Origin of the sequence: Paenibacillus sp. FSL R7-0302 (genome assembly GCF_038006885.1) — a bacterium.
Taxonomy (GTDB): Bacteria; Bacillota; Bacilli; order Paenibacillales; family Paenibacillaceae; genus Paenibacillus_AQ.
The window spans coordinates 4,767,132-4,783,588 of record NZ_JBBOWB010000001.1 but is presented as its reverse complement, the minus strand read 5'-3'; the positions used below and the strand labels follow the sequence as shown (position 1 = coordinate 4,783,588).

The 16,457-nt window shown below is 52.6% G+C and carries 15 protein-coding genes; 7 read left to right on the top strand and 8 right to left on the bottom strand.

Annotation, left to right across the window (positions count from 1 at the left end; all coding sequences use genetic code 11):
- Window positions 1–298: 298 nt before the first annotated feature.
- Window positions 299–457 (bottom strand): hypothetical protein, encoded by a 159-nt coding sequence (locus tag MKY96_RS20605; protein ID WP_036725695.1) that lies wholly within the window; start codon window positions 455–457, stop codon window positions 299–301.
- A 118-nt stretch (window positions 458–575) separates the two neighbouring features.
- Window positions 576–1,535: an ArsR/SmtB family transcription factor gene (locus MKY96_RS20600; RefSeq protein WP_036725693.1), complete on the bottom strand. Its 960-nt coding sequence runs from the start codon at window positions 1,533–1,535 to the stop codon at window positions 576–578.
- A 461-nt stretch (window positions 1,536–1,996) separates the two neighbouring features.
- On the opposite strand from MKY96_RS20600, the gene MKY96_RS20595 reads away from it, so the two are divergent.
- From MKY96_RS20595 to MKY96_RS20575, 5 genes are all read left to right on the top strand, one after another.
- The gene (locus MKY96_RS20595; protein ID WP_036725692.1) at window positions 1,997–3,394 is read left to right on the top strand and encodes an ABC transporter substrate-binding protein; all 1,398 of its coding nucleotides are present in this window, start codon (window positions 1,997–1,999) and stop codon (window positions 3,392–3,394) included.
- A 106-nt stretch (window positions 3,395–3,500) separates the two neighbouring features.
- Window positions 3,501–4,391, top strand: coding sequence for a carbohydrate ABC transporter permease (locus MKY96_RS20590; protein ID WP_036725691.1), 891 nt, complete (start codon window positions 3,501–3,503; stop codon window positions 4,389–4,391).
- Between the two features lie 24 nt (window positions 4,392–4,415).
- Window positions 4,416–5,252 carry a carbohydrate ABC transporter permease gene (locus MKY96_RS20585; protein WP_445671452.1) on the top strand — a complete coding sequence of 279 codons (837 nt, stop codon included), beginning with the start codon at window positions 4,416–4,418 and terminating at the stop codon, window positions 5,250–5,252.
- A gap of 73 nt (window positions 5,253–5,325) precedes the next feature.
- Window positions 5,326–6,288, top strand: a complete 963-nt coding sequence (locus tag MKY96_RS20580; RefSeq protein WP_340942841.1) for a glycoside hydrolase family 43 protein — start codon at window positions 5,326–5,328, stop codon at window positions 6,286–6,288.
- 279 nt (window positions 6,289–6,567) lie between these two features.
- Window positions 6,568–6,864 (top strand): hypothetical protein, encoded by a 297-nt coding sequence (locus MKY96_RS20575; protein WP_340942840.1) that lies wholly within the window; start codon window positions 6,568–6,570, stop codon window positions 6,862–6,864.
- Between the two features lie 33 nt (window positions 6,865–6,897).
- Here MKY96_RS20575 and MKY96_RS20570 read toward each other — a convergent pair whose 3' ends face one another.
- The 5 genes from MKY96_RS20570 to MKY96_RS20550 all read right to left on the bottom strand — a co-directional run bounded on the left by MKY96_RS20570 (window position 6,898) and on the right by MKY96_RS20550 (window position 13,245).
- A complete protein-coding gene (locus tag MKY96_RS20570) occupies window positions 6,898–8,220 on the bottom strand; it encodes a DUF4179 domain-containing protein (RefSeq protein ID WP_340942837.1) in 1,323 nt (440 codons plus the stop codon).
- Entirely contained in the window at window positions 8,159–8,755 is a 597-nt protein-coding gene (locus MKY96_RS20565) for a sigma-70 family RNA polymerase sigma factor (protein WP_340942834.1), read from the bottom strand. Before MKY96_RS20565 ends, MKY96_RS20570 begins: the two co-directional genes overlap by 62 nt.
- 157 nt (window positions 8,756–8,912) lie before the next feature.
- Entirely contained in the window at window positions 8,913–9,767 is an 855-nt protein-coding gene (locus MKY96_RS20560) for an AraC family transcriptional regulator (protein WP_340942833.1), read from the bottom strand.
- Window positions 9,768–9,897: 130 nt separating this feature from the next.
- Window positions 9,898–12,495, bottom strand: a complete 2,598-nt coding sequence (locus MKY96_RS20555; RefSeq protein WP_340942830.1) for a beta-L-arabinofuranosidase domain-containing protein — start codon at window positions 12,493–12,495, stop codon at window positions 9,898–9,900.
- 222 nt (window positions 12,496–12,717) lie between these two features.
- A complete protein-coding gene (locus MKY96_RS20550; RefSeq protein WP_340942827.1) occupies window positions 12,718–13,245 on the bottom strand; it encodes a hypothetical protein in 528 nt (175 codons plus the stop codon).
- Between the two features lie 278 nt (window positions 13,246–13,523).
- On the opposite strand from MKY96_RS20550, the gene MKY96_RS20545 reads away from it, so the two are divergent.
- Both MKY96_RS20545 and MKY96_RS20540 read left to right on the top strand, forming a co-directional pair.
- Complete coding sequence (locus MKY96_RS20545) at window positions 13,524–14,924, top strand: transcriptional regulator (protein ID WP_340942824.1); 1,401 nt, start codon at window positions 13,524–13,526, stop codon at window positions 14,922–14,924.
- 88 nt (window positions 14,925–15,012) lie between these two features.
- On the top strand, window positions 15,013–15,411 hold the full coding sequence (locus tag MKY96_RS20540) for a hypothetical protein (protein WP_340942822.1): 399 nt from the start codon (window positions 15,013–15,015) through the stop codon (window positions 15,409–15,411).
- Here the strand turns inward: MKY96_RS20540 and MKY96_RS20535 are convergent.
- Entirely contained in the window at window positions 15,342–16,316 is a 975-nt protein-coding gene (locus tag MKY96_RS20535) for an aldo/keto reductase family protein (RefSeq protein ID WP_340942820.1), read from the bottom strand. The two genes, MKY96_RS20540 and MKY96_RS20535, sit on opposite strands and share 70 nt — an antisense overlap.
- Between the last annotated feature and the right edge of the window lie 141 nt (window positions 16,317–16,457).

Sequence of the window (16,457 nt, the reverse complement as noted above, 5' to 3'; positions counted from 1 at the left end):
AAGGAATCCAGTTTCTGGGGGTCGGGGTTCCCCCTCCCCCCAGAAACACTACACCCCCAACCCGTAACCCCGGGGAGGTACCTCTACTCATTTACACAAACTTCTTGACGCTACCCCGCGTGGAGCAAATGTATGTGGAAAACAGCATACAATCGGAGCAATGTGCTGGTGCGAGGGCGAGTGAGGCAGATGTACAAGTACCATCTGTACAAAAGGACGCATCAGCCGTTCTAATCTGCATGACAATAGCAAACCGGGCCGTATCTTCAGATACGGCCCGGCCATCTTCCAAGCAGGCTTACCGGTGTTCGAACAAATCGATGGTGCCGAGTACAATATGCGCCAGACCAAATCCAAGAATGCCGGTTGCCGCGATCTTATATCTGCTCCCCAGAAAAGCTGCACTCGAAGCAGTAACTACGGTCCCCAGTACGGCGGGTATCATCCCTTCACGCATTCGAAACACTCCCTCACGGTAGTTTGAAAGACATTCGTTAGTGTGGGTTAAGGCCCGGACAATTATACTTCGAGTTTATGCCAGCGGCGGCAGGGAAGCGGCTGTCTGTTATAAACGGTCAATCTGCCACTCCCGCTGTGGTCACCCGGCCGGAAGGGTCTTCGACCTCATGAACATTGTAGAGCACACGCGCCAGCAGATCCTGGCTGTAATTGCCGAAATGCTTACCGTAGATCGTCAAGCCGCGCTTGTTCACCGGTTTGTCGGTGACGGCAATGCGGAAGGTCAGCTCGCTTTTGTAATCCAGCTTGATGTCGTCAAGGGTAATGTCTGAGATGCGGCAGCCGTCAATGAAGCTGCCCTCCTGATTGATGCGGATCAGCTTCAGCATGCCGTACTGGTTGAGGTGGGGAGGCCACCAGTCCGGGTTGAAGGTGCCGCGCGCATCGCCGAAGTCACCGGGGCTGGTCCAGAAGCCGATCTCGATGCCGTTCACATAGAAATACAGATCCGAGGGATAATTGTCGCTGAACCCGGGAGCCTCGGAGCCGATCTCCATGGAGAACTGGATTTCCCGGAAGGTCTGGTTGGCTTTGAGATAGTTAGGGATGCGGTATTCCAGGAAGCCTTCGGCCATCCAGATGATCTCGGAGTCGATCCGCTGGGGATCGGCGAAGTAACGCGGCTCGTCGAAGTCCCCGATAATGCTGTCCTTGGTGGCCAGTCCGCAGGTCGGAACAGCCTGATAATTACTGTAATGGCCCACCTGAATCTCGACCTCGTACAGATTATCTACATCCTTGCTGCGCAGATCCACCATCAGCTTATCTTTATTCAGGTAGCAGACCTTCTGAATTCCGTGCTTGCCTACGGCCGTATTAATCTCAATTAAGCCGCTCTCCTCCAGCTTCTTGATATGCATGGTAATGGCCCCGTTGCTGAGATTCAGCTTCTTGGCAATTTCGTTGAGATTCAGGGCCTGATTGGTCGCCAGCAGCTCAAGAATCTGGATGCGGATTTCCGAGCTGAGCGCCTTGAAGATATCAATCCCGCTCATCAGATCTTTAATATAAATCATATTTAGAGTACCTTCTTCCACTGAGGTCATGAGAATCGAAACTATTTTATAAAATTATAAACTAACCGACCCTAAAAGGAAAGTATTCTGCCTTTATTTGTAGAAACCGATTAAATTTAAGCTAAAAGTAAAAGTTAAAGGCTGTTTGTTTTATATAATTATGAATACTTAATGCGCGGTTAAGTCAATATTAAATGATTTTTTTCAGTAAAAAGACAATAAACAACGTTTAGTTTGAATGTATTTAAAAAGATTTAAACTTTTATATTTACACTCCACTTTATATATGCTATTTTATACCTGTAAGCGAATACATTCAATTGAATTTCAATTATTTAATTAAAGAGTGAAACATAATGCGTCATGCGGTAGCTTGAACTAACAGAGCCGGTGAGGTTCCCTAGTTCTTCTATATAGATTGTATCAATCGAATTGCTCAGCAAATCCTAGGAGGGGTTACAGTGTTAAAGAAAAAGGGCTGGTTCACACTGCTGTCGTTGGTTCTGATGGTATCGGTTGTACTTACAGGCTGCGGCGGGAAGAACAATGCATCGTCCGGGGGCAATAGCGGAAGCGAAGCTACGGCGAATGCCGGCAGCAAGGATTCCAAGGAAACCAAGAATCTCACCTTTATGTTCCGCGGGGGAACCGATGAGCAGAAGGCCTATGAGGGTGTTGTGAAAAAATATGAAGCCGATCATCCGAACGTCAAGGTTAAGATCGTTGTGACTGCGGCGGATCAATATGCGACTAAGCTGAAAGCCTCTATTACGGGGAACAGCGTTCCGGACGTTTTCTATTTTGAATCCGGTGACCTGAAGGCTTATGTGAACAGCGGCGTGCTGCTGGACCTGACCAGCTATGTGGAGAAGAACCCTAACATTGATTTGAATAACATCTGGAAATATGGCGTGGATCTGTACCGTTACGACGGCACCATGGCCGGGCAAGGCAATCTGTACGGGATGCCTAAGGACGTAGGCCCTTTTGCACTCGGCTATAACAAGACCATGTTCGAAGCTGCGGGTATCCCGCTGCCGGACAAAGACAAACCGTACACCTGGGATGAATTCATCAAAGTCGCTCAGCAGCTGACGATTGACAAGGACGGGGACGGCAAGCTGGATCAATTCGGCGCAGGCTTCAACGTACAGTGGGCCTTGCCTTCCTTCGTCTGGAGCAACGGGGCGGACTGGCTGGATGCGACCAAGACCAAGGTTACGATTGATGATCCGAAGTTTATCGAAGCCCTGCAATTCTTCACTGACATGCAGCTTAAATACGGCATTACGCCGTCTACAGAACAAGCACAGACTCTGGATACCTACCAGCGCTGGATGAAAGGTGAAATGGCCTTCTTCCCTGTAGGTCCGTGGGATATGAGCACTTACGAGAAGCTTCCCTTCGATTATGACCTGATTCCATATCCTGCCGGCTCCACAGGCAAATCCGCCACATGGACCGGCTCACTCGGCATCGGTGCTTCCGCCAAAACCAAGCATCCCGATGAAGCCGTGGATCTGATCAACTATCTGACGGCCTCCAAGGAGGGAATGGAAGCGCTGGTGAAGGCTAAGGTGCAAATTCCGAACCTGATGGATATGGCTAAGGAATGGGCTGCTGATACTACGACCAAACCGGCGAACAAGGAAGAATTCCTCCAGGTCGTGAATGAATACGGACGGGTGCTGCCTGGCCACTACACGTACAATGCTGAATGGTATAACCTGTTCTACACGGACATCCAGCCAGTGCTTGACGGCAAGGTTACCCCTGAGGAGTACGTGAAGACGGAGCAGCCGAAGATGCAGAAGCTGCTGGATAAAGCGGTTGAGCAAGAGGCGAAATCCAAGAAATAAGCGGTACACATCGTTCTTATCCAGCATACCAAGTGATGTTCGGTCTCCTGTAACAGCGGGCCGGCATCACTTTGTTGCTGGACCATCCGAATTTGAGGTGATTCTAATGAACACTAAGCTGGGTCTGTACCGCAAGGAGAAAATCTACGGGTTTCTGTTTATTCTGCCTCCGCTGCTGGGACTGCTGATCTTTACGCTGTACCCGATGATTTATTCGATCTATGGCTCATTCACGGATTGGGATGGCCTCGGCCAGATGAACTTCATCGGCCTCGGCAACTTCAAGGATCTGTGGTCGGATGAGCTGTTCCATAAGGCCTTATTTAACACTTTATTTATGATGCTTGGCATTCCGATCGGCATTACGCTGGCGCTGCTGCTGGCGCTTGGGCTTAACCGGGGGGTGCCCGGGACTACAGCGTTCCGGGTTATCTATTATGTTCCGGTCATTTCTTCTCTGGCCGCAGTATCGATCATGTGGAACTGGGCCTATAACGGTGATTATGGTCTCGTCAACCAGTTCCTTGATCTCTTCGGAATCAGCGGGCCGAACTGGATGGCGAATAAATATACGGTCAAGCCGGCGCTGATCATTATGGCGGTATGGAAGGGCCTCGGTTATACGATGCTGCTCTATCTGGCGGCGCTGCAGAGTGTCTCCAGATCTTATTATGAAGCGGCGGAGCTGGACGGAGCCAGCGGCTTCAAGTCCTTCTGGCATATCACCTGGCCGATGGTGCGCCCGGTAACCTTTTTCATCATCGTGACCAACATTATTGGAGGATCGCAAATTTTTACCGAGATGAACATTATGACCCCTACAGGCGGGCCTGAATATGCTTCAGCCTCCGTGGTGTTCTACATTTGGCAAAAGGCCTTCGGCAACTTCCAGATGGGCTATGCCTCTGCTATGGCGGTATTCCTCGGCGTGTTCATATTTGTTGTGACTCTTATCCAATTCCGAATGAACGAGAAGCAATCGTTCGATGTCGATTAACTGAAGAGGGAGGAGACCATAAATATGACGAGCAGAAGAAGAGTTGCCCATAGCATTATCTTTGTTCTACTTTTAATCGGCGCGGTGTTCATGATCGGCCCGCTGCTCTGGATGCTGTCCACCTCATTCAAGGATAAGCAGGATGTGTTCGCCCTGCCTCCGGTGTGGATTCCGCAGCCGTTCCATTTCGATAAATACAGTGAGATCTGGACGGCGGGTCCGCTGCTGAGCGGGATCAGGAACAGCTTGATCATCGCGGTGACGGTGACGATTGTAGGTACGTTCACCTCCAGCCTTGCGGCGTTTTCCTTTGCTAAATTGCGGTTTCCGGGTAAAAATAAAATATTCCTGCTGATGCTGTCATCCCTGATGATTCCGTATCCGGCAGTCATGATTCCGCAGTTCTTCATGTTCTCGAAGCTGGGCTGGATTGATACACTGCTGCCGCTGATCGTGCCGGGCCTGTTCGGCAATATCGTCATGATCTTCTTCCTGCGGCAGTATCTGAGCAGTGTGCCCAATGCCATTATCGAAGCGGCCAAAATCGACGGAAGCTCGTACTTCCGCCTGTACAGCTCGATTACCTTCCCGCTGATCAAGCCGGCGGTGGCAGCGCAGCTGATCCTGTGGTTCATGGGCATCTGGAACGACTACCTGTCTCCGATTATCTATCTGAATTCACCGGAGAAGCAGACGCTCCAGCTGGTTATCGCCAACTTCAATGCGACCTATGCGATCCAGACGGACTATCCGCTGATTATGGCTGCTTCGATTATTGCCCTGCTGCCGATGCTGATTATCTTCCTTGTCTTCCAAAAGCAAATCATTGAATCTGTTGCCATCTCCGGAGTGAAGGGCTGACCCTTCCTTCGGAATACCGAATTACCGGCTGAGCACCGCCAGCCACCAGTTCAAGGCCAAAGGAGAAACCATAATGAATACAAATAGAGAGTACACTAACCCGCTTGTCGAACAGCGTGCAGATCCCTGGGTATACAAGCATACCGACGGCTTTTACTATTTCACTGCTTCTGTGCCGGAATATGACCGGATTGAAGTACGCAGAGCGTCAACGATTGAGGGGCTTCGGGAAGCACAGCCGGTAGTCGCCTGGCGCAAATATGAGAGCGGCCCGCTCAGCGCCAATATCTGGGCACCCGAAATCCATTATATTGATAGCAAATGGTATATTTACTTCGCGGCGGCCCGCACCACGGAGACGAAGGAAGGGCTGTTCGACCACCGGATGTACGCCCTGGAGAATACTTCAGCGAACCCGCTTGAAGGGGAGTGGACCGAGAAGGGGCAGGTGAGAACCGCCTGGGAATCCTTCGCCCTGGACGCTACGGTGTTCGAGCATAAGGGCGTGCATTACTATGTATGGGCGCAAAAGGACCCCGAGATTGACGGCAACTCCAATCTGTATATCTCAGCCATGGAGAACGGCTGGACGCTCAAGGGTCCGCAGACGATGATCTCTTCGCCGGAGTATCCTTGGGAGGTCATCGGCTTCAAGGTAAACGAGGGGGCTGCCGTGCTGAAGCGGGGCGGCCGGATCTTCGTGAGCTTCTCGGCCAGCGCCACCGATCACAACTATTGTATGGGGCTGCTCACTGCATCGGAGGACAGCGATCTGCTGGACGTCGCATCCTGGACCAAGCATCCCGAACCGGTGTTCCAGACCAGTGAGGAGAACGGGCAGTACGGCCCGGGACATAACAGCTTCACGGTGGACGAGCACGGCGGGGATGTTCTGATCTACCATGCCCGCAGCTATAAGGAGATCACCGGAGACCCGCTCTACGACCCGAACCGCCACACCCGTGCGCAGCGCCTGCGCTGGAACGCGGACGGCACGCCAGATTTCGGCGTGCCTGTGAGGGATGGCGTGAAGTAGGGCAGAGTTCAGTCGGGAAGAGAGTAGGGTAGCATGCAGAACTGCGGAGTTCCGGTAAATTGCATTTCGCAGGCGGGCTATCGGCTGCAATAATGGAACAGGACAGGAATAGCTGTACTGCCTGTACCCGATAAGATGCAAAGAGTCCCGCAACCCTTTGGAGGGGAGCGGGACTCTTCGTGCTGAGCCTCTGGATTAGCCAATGGTCTGTTGGCAGAGCGCCCTGGTACGGCATCTGCCGTTGCATTTTATGCAGGATTTCCGCACAGGCTGCTCTTATTGGGTACATTGTTGCATTTTATGCAGAATTTTTCTAAATTTGTTACTGTCTGTGGCACATTGTTGCACTTTATGCAGGAATTCCAGCAGTTAGGTGCTGATTTGAGTAGTAATGTTGCATTTTATGCAGGATTTCCGCACGGGCCGCTCTTATTGGACTACATTGTTGCATTTAGAGCAGGATTTTCGCATAGGCCGGTTCTATTGAGCCGCATTGTTGCAATTTGTGCAGGATGCTGGCGTTGGTCACGTGTAATGAGCCGCATTGTTGTATTCCGTGCAGGATTATCGTGCTAACTGGTCGCCGTGCTTTATTCTGCGCAAACACCCTTATTTGTCCCCTAGAGGAACCGGAACAGTCTGTCTATAGAACTTAATATAGTGGAAGCCATCCATCATCAGGAATTCCGGCTTCTCTGTGGTCTGGAAGGAATATGTGCGTTCCCACAGGAGATTGCCGTTCTTGAGATCCCACGGGCGGGAATCGGATATCGAACTGACGGGAACGGCGGCTCCTCCGGCTTGAACAGCCAAAGTATCCTTATCCAGCATCGTGAACTGCTTCCCGGCGATCACGATATCATAGCCGTTAGCAGTCCTGGTGACACTGCGAATCCAGAGCTTCTCCTCGCCGACCAGAACCGACCGGTCCGAAGGCGAGGCCAAAGAGATCGGCTCTTCAACGTTCTGGTATCCGCTGAAATTATCCAGTACAAGTTCAACACTCTGCGGCTTGTCTGTCGGCAGCACATCGTATTCTATGATAAATTCCGGGGCTCCCTTTTTACTGGAATTCGTACCCCGCATCGACCGGAAATCAACCTCAGTCCCATTCACATATAGTTTGGTTACAGCAGAGAATCTTGGATTTTCGCCATTATCCATCTTATAATGTCCCTTTACGATGGTTGACGTAGGAGAAGCCGTAATCGTGTCATAGTAGACGGTTCCCTGATCCACCGGTACAGCCTGGTCAATATCTGCGACGAGCAGACTTTTCATGGCAAGGTTCGGGTCATATTTGAAGGAGATAGGATAGTGTGCCACTTTCCCGTTCTCCAGCAGCTCGCTGAAGGTAACGGTCAATGTTCTGGAGAAGGGGCTGGCCGGCTCGAATTTGTATACTCCTTCGAAGCGGCTACTGTCCTTGCTGCCGCCGCCGCTCCCCCCCAGGGGGTCTGAATCCGTCATGAACCCTTCCAGTTTATCTACTCCGTAACGGAGTGAATAGTTGCCGTCAGGGAAGTCGCCGGTATATATACTGCCTGAAGCCGGATCAATGCTGTAATACATCGTCAGGGCGTTGTCGTCTGCAATTACCCCGTTAATGGTAATCACCGTTCCGTCACCTAATGTTTTGCTTTTATTGACGCTTTGACCGTATCCATGGTCCGCCAATTCAGAAAAGGCCATGGTATTCAGCTCAGTCTGACTGAACAGCTTCCCGCCGTAATAGGCCAGCGCAGGATACTGATAGACGCCCACTGTCAGTAACATGGCTGCTGCGGCTGTGGCGACCCAGGACCGTGCCCGTCCAGCCCGTGATCTCCGTCTAACCGGAGCCTGCTCCAGCGCCTTCCGCAATCTGCCTTCAAGTTCTGACGGCGTCTTGATCTGCTGATGTTTCTGTAATCTCTCCTCGATCGTTCTCATAACGGTCACCTCCAATCATAGCTTTTAGTTTCTGTATCCCCTGCGAAATTCTGGACTTGATCGTGCCGACCGGCGCTTCGGTGATATCGGCAATGGTCTGATACGGCAGATCGTGGACATAACGCAGCTCAATCGCCTCCCGCTGCCGGGGATTCAAATGTGCGAGCAGAACGGACAAATCCATTTCAGACTCGGTATCGCGGTACGGGTTAGTTGCAGTCCATGCCTCCATTGCAGGCTCCGGCGCCTCGTCCTCCTCCAGGGGAAAGAACCGGTTCTGGTTGCGGAGGACCGTTTTGCAGCGGTTAACCAGAATGGTTTTGCTCCAGCTGTAGAAGGCCTCGCTCTTCTTCAGTTGCGCAAGCTTCTCATAGAGCGTGACGATCATGTCCTCCATTACATCCATCGCGTCATGCTCATTCCTCATGTAGCTATAGGCAAGACGGTAATAAGCGTCCTGTTCGGCTAGGATCAGTTCTAATAATGCTTCTTTGTTGCCGCGCTGTGCGGCTCTGACAAGACGGCTTATATTCATGTGCTCACCCCTTTCACAGATAAGAGTGCGTAGCCGCCCGGAAAGTTCATTATGCTCTCAAAAAAATATCCACAGCCTATTCCAGAGAAATCGCTAGTCTCTGGAAGGGCTGTGGAGGGAGCGAAGAAGAGGCAGGAGCTGGCGGATGCTCTCACGCTCATTCGTAGAACAGCAGGCGCTTGGCATAAGCGTTGCGGAACTCGGTGGGAGTGAGGCCGACAATTTTTTTGAACGATTTCATGAAATTATGGCAATCCTTATAGCCTAGCTGCAGTGAGACTTCGCTGACATTCTGGTTGGTGTCGGTCAGCAGGAATTTCGCCAGCTCCATCTTCTGCTGCAGAATATATTGCTTCAGGGAGATCCCGGAGATGACGGTGAACAGATGGGAGAGATACTTCTCGTTATAGCCGAAATAGGCGGCGATCTGCGATACCTTAATATGCTCGCTGCGGCTCCATTTAATGTAGTCCACAATATCGTGGTAGAGCTGCTCCTGCTTCGTTCTTTTGAACGGATCGGCATCGGTTGGCAGGGTCTGGCTGTACAGCTCGCACAGAATAACGGTAGACATATAGTTGCCCAGCGCCGTCTGATTGTAGCTCCGCACCGAGTCCTGGAGCTGCTTCATCATGACGATGATTTTCTCGACATTCGGCAGGGTTCCGTATTGGGGCAGGTGAATAATGTATTCTTCCTTGTCGCCGTTTGACGGAGGGGGGGCCGCAGTCTGACTACCGTTCGCAGCATGAAAATGCAGCCAATAAAAGCTACAGTCCGAAGACTTGTACCCGTATTGTCTGGTAAGCGGAGGCAGGAGCAGGAACTCGCCTTTGGAGACCACGAACTGCTCGTTGTCACCCGCCAGATAGAGCACGCCTTCGGTCATAACAATCAGCTCATAATCCTGTAAAATCCGGCTTAAGTGAATCCACTCCGCCGAGGGGGCCACGAATTTGCCGGTCATCTCCAGATGTACCGGCTTATCTACCAGCAGTGTGAATGCAGTCATGTTATCATCCCCCTCGGTGTGGAAAAAGTCTTATCCTATTACCATATCAAATAAGGGCTATCTTGCATACAGCAGAAGCTGCATCCGAGATAACCCTTGTGTGGAACAGTGTATTGCATTATGCCAATGGTTATTCTTTCACAATCTGAAGCTTATATTCCTGCACGGTGACATGATCCTCCGCCTTGACCGTGAGCTTCACCTCAGTGCGGCTATGCGGCAGCTTGATCTCGCGCGGGAGTGAATCCTCAATCAGAATCCCGTCTGCATAGACCAGCGCATTGTGATGGTGTGGTGTAACATTCAGCTGTACCCGGCTTGTAGCTTGCGGAACGCTCAGGCTATACGTGGTTATGCCGCTGCTGAAGGAGGTAGACAGCGTTCCTTCACTGAAGGCAAGCTGGCGCAGTCCGGCATTGTGATCATAACCGGTCATCATGCGCAGCAGATCGAAGATGCCATTTTCCTTCTCAGGAACCACGAATTTGACTTCCACCTCAGTCTTGCCGCCAACTGCTTCAGCAGGAATCAGATAACTCCGCTCGTAGAAGCTGCGGGCTTCATCCGTATGCAGCACCTCGCTCGCAATCAGCTCCCCGTCTACATAAATCGCTATTTTCTTACCATTATTTCCTGAGAAATAAGTGACCGAGAGGTAGTTGTCCGTGCGCGGTGCCACCTTCATCCGGTAGCTGAACCAGCCGCCGTTCTCCGCTTTGCGGATGTTATATCCGTCCCAGGTGGCTACAGAGGTGTTCTCTCCCTCAATGCCATGCTCCAGCTCATACTGGTCATTGCCGACAGGCAGGCTGTCCAGTGTAGCGTCCTGCACACGCTGCCGGATTTTGCCCTGTAAAATATGCTTCTGCAGCTCAGCCGAATCCGCCTCCACCAGACGCCAGTAGATGCCGTAACGCTCACTATGCTGCTTATAATGCGGGGTGAAGACCAGCCGCTGATCCTCATCCGTTCCCCGCAGCGCAAAGGCCAGTTCTTCCTGCTCCAGCCGGACTACACGGTCCGCAAGCTGCTCCAGCCACTCCTGCGGGCTCTCGTTCACCGTCGTGATGAAGTCCTTCACCAGCATGTTGCGGGTCGGCACACTGACAGCAACCCCTGTAGCGGATATGGACAGGTCGCTGTCGCCCAGAGCGGCGCTCAGCACCACCGGCCCATACTTGAACGCGACCACCTGGCGGGCATCCGGCAGGCTGAAGTGCGTCAGCTTCACCGGCAGCTTGAGCTGAAGCATGTCGCCGTCTTCCCATACTCTGCTAGTCACGATGTAATTTCCGCTGACCGCTGAGTTCACAGGCTGCCCGTTCAATAGAAGCTCAGGTTCTCCGGCCAGCCAATCCGGCAGACGAAGCTTCAGCGTGGTGGACTGAGCCTGAGGCTGCATCACTGAGATCTTGAACTCTACAGTATCACTATAAGGCAGATTGGCCGACTGGATCAGCATCAGGCCGTGCGCGGCAGAATCCAGGGTAGAGCTAAGGTACTGGTTGACCACTATGCTGTCCGCATCGTAGAAATACAGGCTGTCATTCAGCTTGGTGAAGCTCTCCATGCCGGTTCCCGTACAGCACCAGAAATGCTCGAACGGCGAGCTGTACACCTTGAAATACCCGGTCGCCATAGGCTGGAAATACATCGTCATCCCGGTAAGCGGGTGCTGTGAGGACACAATAGCATTCAGATACGTGTTCTCGTAGTAGTCGGCGTAACGTGTATCTCCCGTGAGTTTGAACAGCTCGCGGGTCAGCTTGAGCATATTGTAGGTGTTGCAGGTCTCCGCTGTGAAGTTGGAGCGTTCCCGGTCCAGCATATCCGGATCACCGAAGTGCTCCCATTCGCTGTTCCCTCCGGTGATGTAGCTGTGATGATGGACAACCATCTCCCAGAACTGCACCGCCGCTTCCAGATAAAAGGCTTCACTCTCCCCAAGTGTCCGGTAACGGTTCAGCGCACCGAGGAATTTCGGAATCGTGGTATTAGCGTGCTTGCCCTTGAGGATATCCCTGCCCTCATGGACAGGAGTGAACAGCGTCAGCTCGTCGAAGCTGTGTGCGGCGCTTAAATGGCCTGCTTTTCCGGTGATTCTGTACAGGTCGTACAGGCAGTCATTCATCCCGCCGTATTCCACCGATAATACACGCTGATGGACCTCTTCAGACCAGGAGGCTGTGCGGCGGTATACCCAGTCCCCGAGCTTATCCGCCAGGGCATAGGCCGTCTTGCTGCCGGTGGCAGAGTAGGACGCTGTGAGTCCGGCGACGATTTTGTGCATCGTATACCAGGGGACCCAGGCCGGCTGCTTGTTCTCCACATGATCGAAAAGGCGTTCCTCGAATGCGGACAGGTAACCGCTCTCATGCTGACATAGGGCCAGCTCTTCCAGTAGATAGTTCAGCCTGAGCGCCAGCCCGTCATCCTGCGTACAGGCATAGGCCTGGGACAGCGCCGACAGATAGTGGCCCAGCGTGTGTCCGCGGATCTCTGTGTTCTCCCAGCCGGGATATTTGTCGGCACGCTTCGGCAGTCCCCGGTTCTCGCGGAAGCCCGCCAGCAGACGGTCTGGATCATAGCTGGTCAGATAATCGATCTCCTTGGCAAAAGCGTTCGTGATATACGGATCGGACACACGGACCTGGTCCATGCGGTATTCCTCGTACAAAGGCTTACCCTGAATCGGGGCCGCAAGCGGCTGAAGGGGTGTAATTGTCATTTTGTATCCTCATTCCTATGGGTTCTGTAGGGTTACTGCTGGATGAATATCCTATATTTAAGCTTATAGATAAAGGGCTGGTGGGTAAATAGTGATTGGATTGAATATGTGTGAAAAGGTTAGATTAGTGGGGGGAGACGCAAAAAAGCCACAACCGCTGCTGGGCAACAGGCTGTGGCTTAAGGTTTGTGAAAGGTAAGGGATTAAGGAGGTAGCAGCTCCTTATGGAGTGTACTGCTGCACGATCGATACAATCTGGTTATCCTGAATCGTGAGGTGATAAGGCGAACCGCTTAGATCGAATATATCCGTCTTGGCGAATTCATGAATGAACTGCTTCAGCGTGAGCGATTCGTTCCAGTTAATGTCCAGGTCTTCGAGCTTGCCGGTGCGGTCATAAATCTGCATGGTGACCTTGGCATCCGGGGCTACCGTATAAGTGGTCAGTGTGTCGCTGTCGTTCACGATATAGTAACCGTCCGGGGCACCGCCGATTTCGGCTGCGGATTCCGGCTCCCGCTGAGCGAAGACCGCGTCGGCTGCTGCGCCTTCATACCATTCGATTTCATCTCCGGTGAGCGTCGTCTGACCGTTATGGTTCTCTAAGGAATGTATATACACTGTCAGATGCTGGGTCAACCCCTCACTCTTGGCATCTGCGGTTTTTATGGTTGTGCTCGCCGTAGTCACGAGGGAAAGAAACAACAGGACCAGTACAGGAAGCAGGTAGACGTTTTTGTTTTTTAACATTATGAATTTCCCCCTTGGCGTAATCTTGCGCGGCATGAGTCTACACTCCTTATTTACCCTGCCGGAATATTCTCAAACTTGTTTATACCCTAATAAACGTTGGTTCAGCAGAAATGTTGCAAAAGATTTTTTAACTGGGTATATATAACAAATATTCCGTCTTTGTCAACCTCTTTTGAACCGTTCAAACCAGATTGACCTGCCTAATTAAGGGATTTATGATATAGGAATATCTGGATTTTTACTAGAATATCTGGTTCTTGAGGGGCGGTATTGGTTTGCAACAGCACACTACAATTCAAACAGAACTGGCTGCTTTTCTTAGAAAAGAAGGCCAGACAATCAATCAGTTCGCAGGAATCTCCGGTGTCAATTCGGGAACGCTCAGCAGCATTATTAATGGTAACCGTCCTATTGCCATGCAGCAGCTGGACCGGATTACCGCCGGAATGGGGCTTCCTGAAGGAGCATTTTATGAGTTATATATAGATGAATGTGTCGTACATTCCGCACCCGACTGGCGGCGGCTGGGACCCTTCCTGCACCGCTGTGCGGAGCTGGACAAGCTGGAGTGTATCCGGCAGGTGGTTCAAATCATCATGGACAATATTACATATGCCCCGCTCCTGTTCGATACGGCGGAGGAATTCTACGGGCAAGGCAAGCTTCAGGCAGCGGCTCTGCTGTATGAAGGGGTAGCCGACACTGAGAAATATCAGCATTCGGAGCGGCTGGCCCTGTGTCAGTACCGGCTGTTCACGATCCGGATCGGCCAGAGCCCGGAGGCGGATTTCCGTGCGGCGACCCGGTTTGAATATTTTGTAGAGCGCCTGGAGGAAATAGATCAGCTGGAAGCGCTTCGGCAGCTGGCGGATATCTATATTGCTCTACAGCACTGGGAGAAGGCCAGACTACTGGCAGAGGAGTTGCGTCATAAGACATCTATCCAGTACGAAATCAGATTCTACAAAACGAAAAAGAAGAAGGAGCTGAGGCAGGCCCCCAGACCTCTTTGCTTCTATATATTGTATGCTTACTGGCTGCAATCCAAGGTATGCGAGGAATCCGGTGAATATGAGCGGGCGCTGGAATATGTGGGCCTTTACACTGAAATGAGCTGGATTGTCGAGGAATCAGAAGAGGTTCAGCAGATCCGGGCGCAGTTCAGCAGGCTGGGGACAGTCTGCAGTTCTCTATACCGTCTGATGTGCGGTGAGCTTGAGGCTCTACCCGAGGTGATGGAATCTATCGGCACCCCCGGGCTTGGACTGCTGGACGGGCTGCTTAAGACAGTTCAAGCGGCTAACCGGTATGGCTGGGAAGTGGATGGGCTTATCAGCCGCTTCCAGCCGCTGCTTACACTGGAGGGAGCGCCCTTCGGGCAAGCCGAAGGAACTCCGGGCAGGGAGACGCCGGAGCAATATCCGGTACTGCTCTATGAGCTGGCGCTGTACTCTCTCAAAGCAGAGAAGATAGAGCAGGGGATACGTTATATCTTCGGAAGCCTGGAGGCTTCCGCCGCACTTGGCAGCATAGCCTGTGTGATCCGCTGTGTAAGATTATTCGAGCAATTCCGGCCGCATGCTTCAGCAGAAGACCAGGATCGGTATAAGCAGCTTATTAATAGGGTGCAGGTTGCTCATGCAGAGCAGACGGTTAAGACACAAGATCAGTTGTAGTATGCCATAGTTCGTATGCAAGGAAGCCCCTTCCGGGATGGAGGGGGCTTCTTAGGATGGACCGAATGTATGCGGAAAACCGAACACAATGGATGGTGCGTCGGCGTGCGGTCCGAATGTAATCGAAAAACCGATCACATTGCGCCGGGTGGTGGTGTGCGGGCCGAATGTAATCGAAAAACCGATCACATTCGGCTGGGCGGTGGTGTGCGGGCGTAATGTAATCGAAAAACCGACTACATTGCGCCGGGTGGTGGTGTGCGGGCGTAATGTAATCGAAAAACCGATTACATTACGCTGGGCGGTTGTGTGCGGTCCGAATGTAATCGAAAAACCGATTACATTGCGCCAGCCGCCACTCCATCTCGCCCTTACCACGCTCCGCCTCACCACGCTCGCCCTCACCACGCCCCGGCCCTATCGCGCCGGTGCGAAGCCGGCGACCTCGCTGAGGATCGCATCGATCGCCTTCAGTGTATCCGGCTGAAGCTCAGCCTCCACGGCCTGCGCGTTCTCCCGCACCTGCTCCGGTCTGCTGGCGCCGATCAGCGCCGAGCTTACGCCGAGCTGGCGCAGTACCCAGGCCAGGGCAAGCTGGGAGAGCTTCAGGTCCAGCTCTCCGGCAAGCGCATCCAGCTTGCCAACAACCTCCAGCACATCATCCCGCAGGTAGCTGCGGATGACGCCGTTCACGGACGCATCCGCGCCGCGCGTACCGGCCGGGGGCTGTTGGCCCGGCTTGTATTTGCCGGTCAGAATGCCCTGGGCCAGCGGGGAGAAGACCACTTGTCCCAGGCCTTCCTGCGCCGATACTTCCAGCACCTCCTCCTCGATATACCGCTCGAACATGTTATAGATCGGCTGATTGGCGGCGAGCGGCCGCAGGTTCAGTCTGCGGCTGATGCCGGCCGCCTGCGAGATCTGGGCGGCGCTCCATTCGCTGACGGCGGAGTAGAGGATTTTCCCTTGGGCGGTAAGGTCGTCAAGAGCGCGGAGCGTCTCCTCCACAGGGGTCTCCCGGTCGAAGCGGTGGCAGAAGTACACATCGATATAATCCGTGCCCAGCCGGCGCAGGCTGGCTTCGCATTGCTCCATAATATGCTTGCGCGATAACCCGCGGTCATTCACCCCGTCCCCCATCGGAAAATACACCTTGGTGCTAAGGACATAATCGGAGCGCTTGTACGCGCGGAGTGCAGCACCCATGGCTTTTTCGCCTTCGCCCCGGTTGTAGGCATTGGCCGTATCGAAGAGATTGATACCGCATTCAAAAGCAGCGGCAATACACTCATCCGCCGCCTTCTGCTCGGCAGCCGTGCCGTATGTAAGCCAGCTCCCCAGGCCAATCTCGCTAACCTTAAGTCCGGTGTTGCCCAGTCTTCTGTATTTCATATTATATTCATTCCTTCCATAGAAGATTATGATGAAGAACGATCCCGTCTATCGTATCATATCCGCCGCGTCAAGCGAATGCACACCGGGTTATTCCCCCTTTTGCTGGAGGGCGTGCACGTTTTCCTTGTAGATAAGCCT

What these genes read in the sequence shown, in the direction of transcription:
- MKY96_RS20605 (WP_036725695.1), bottom strand. Translation starts at nt 457, where the DNA reads ATGCGTGAAGGGATGATACCCGCCGTACTGGGGACCGTAGTTACTGCT.
- MKY96_RS20600 (WP_036725693.1), bottom strand. Translation starts at nt 1,535, where the DNA reads ATGATTTATATTAAAGATCTGATGAGCGGGATTGATATCTTCAAGGCG.
- MKY96_RS20590 (WP_036725691.1), top strand. Translation starts at nt 3,501, where the DNA reads ATGAACACTAAGCTGGGTCTGTACCGCAAGGAGAAAATCTACGGGTTT.
- MKY96_RS20585 (WP_445671452.1), top strand. Translation starts at nt 4,416, where the DNA reads ATGACGAGCAGAAGAAGAGTTGCCCATAGCATTATCTTTGTTCTACTT.
- MKY96_RS20580 (WP_340942841.1), top strand. Translation starts at nt 5,326, where the DNA reads ATGAATACAAATAGAGAGTACACTAACCCGCTTGTCGAACAGCGTGCA.
- MKY96_RS20570 (WP_340942837.1), bottom strand. Translation starts at nt 8,220, where the DNA reads ATGAGAACGATCGAGGAGAGATTACAGAAACATCAGCAGATCAAGACG.
- MKY96_RS20565 (WP_340942834.1), bottom strand. Translation starts at nt 8,755, where the DNA reads ATGAATATAAGCCGTCTTGTCAGAGCCGCACAGCGCGGCAACAAAGAA.
- MKY96_RS20560 (WP_340942833.1), bottom strand. Translation starts at nt 9,767, where the DNA reads ATGACTGCATTCACACTGCTGGTAGATAAGCCGGTACATCTGGAGATG.
- MKY96_RS20555 (WP_340942830.1), bottom strand. Translation starts at nt 12,495, where the DNA reads ATGACAATTACACCCCTTCAGCCGCTTGCGGCCCCGATTCAGGGTAAG.
- MKY96_RS20550 (WP_340942827.1), bottom strand. Translation starts at nt 13,245, where the DNA reads ATGTTAAAAAACAAAAACGTCTACCTGCTTCCTGTACTGGTCCTGTTG.
- MKY96_RS20540 (WP_340942822.1), top strand. Translation starts at nt 15,013, where the DNA reads ATGGATGGTGCGTCGGCGTGCGGTCCGAATGTAATCGAAAAACCGATC.
- MKY96_RS20535 (WP_340942820.1), bottom strand. Translation starts at nt 16,316, where the DNA reads ATGAAATACAGAAGACTGGGCAACACCGGACTTAAGGTTAGCGAGATT.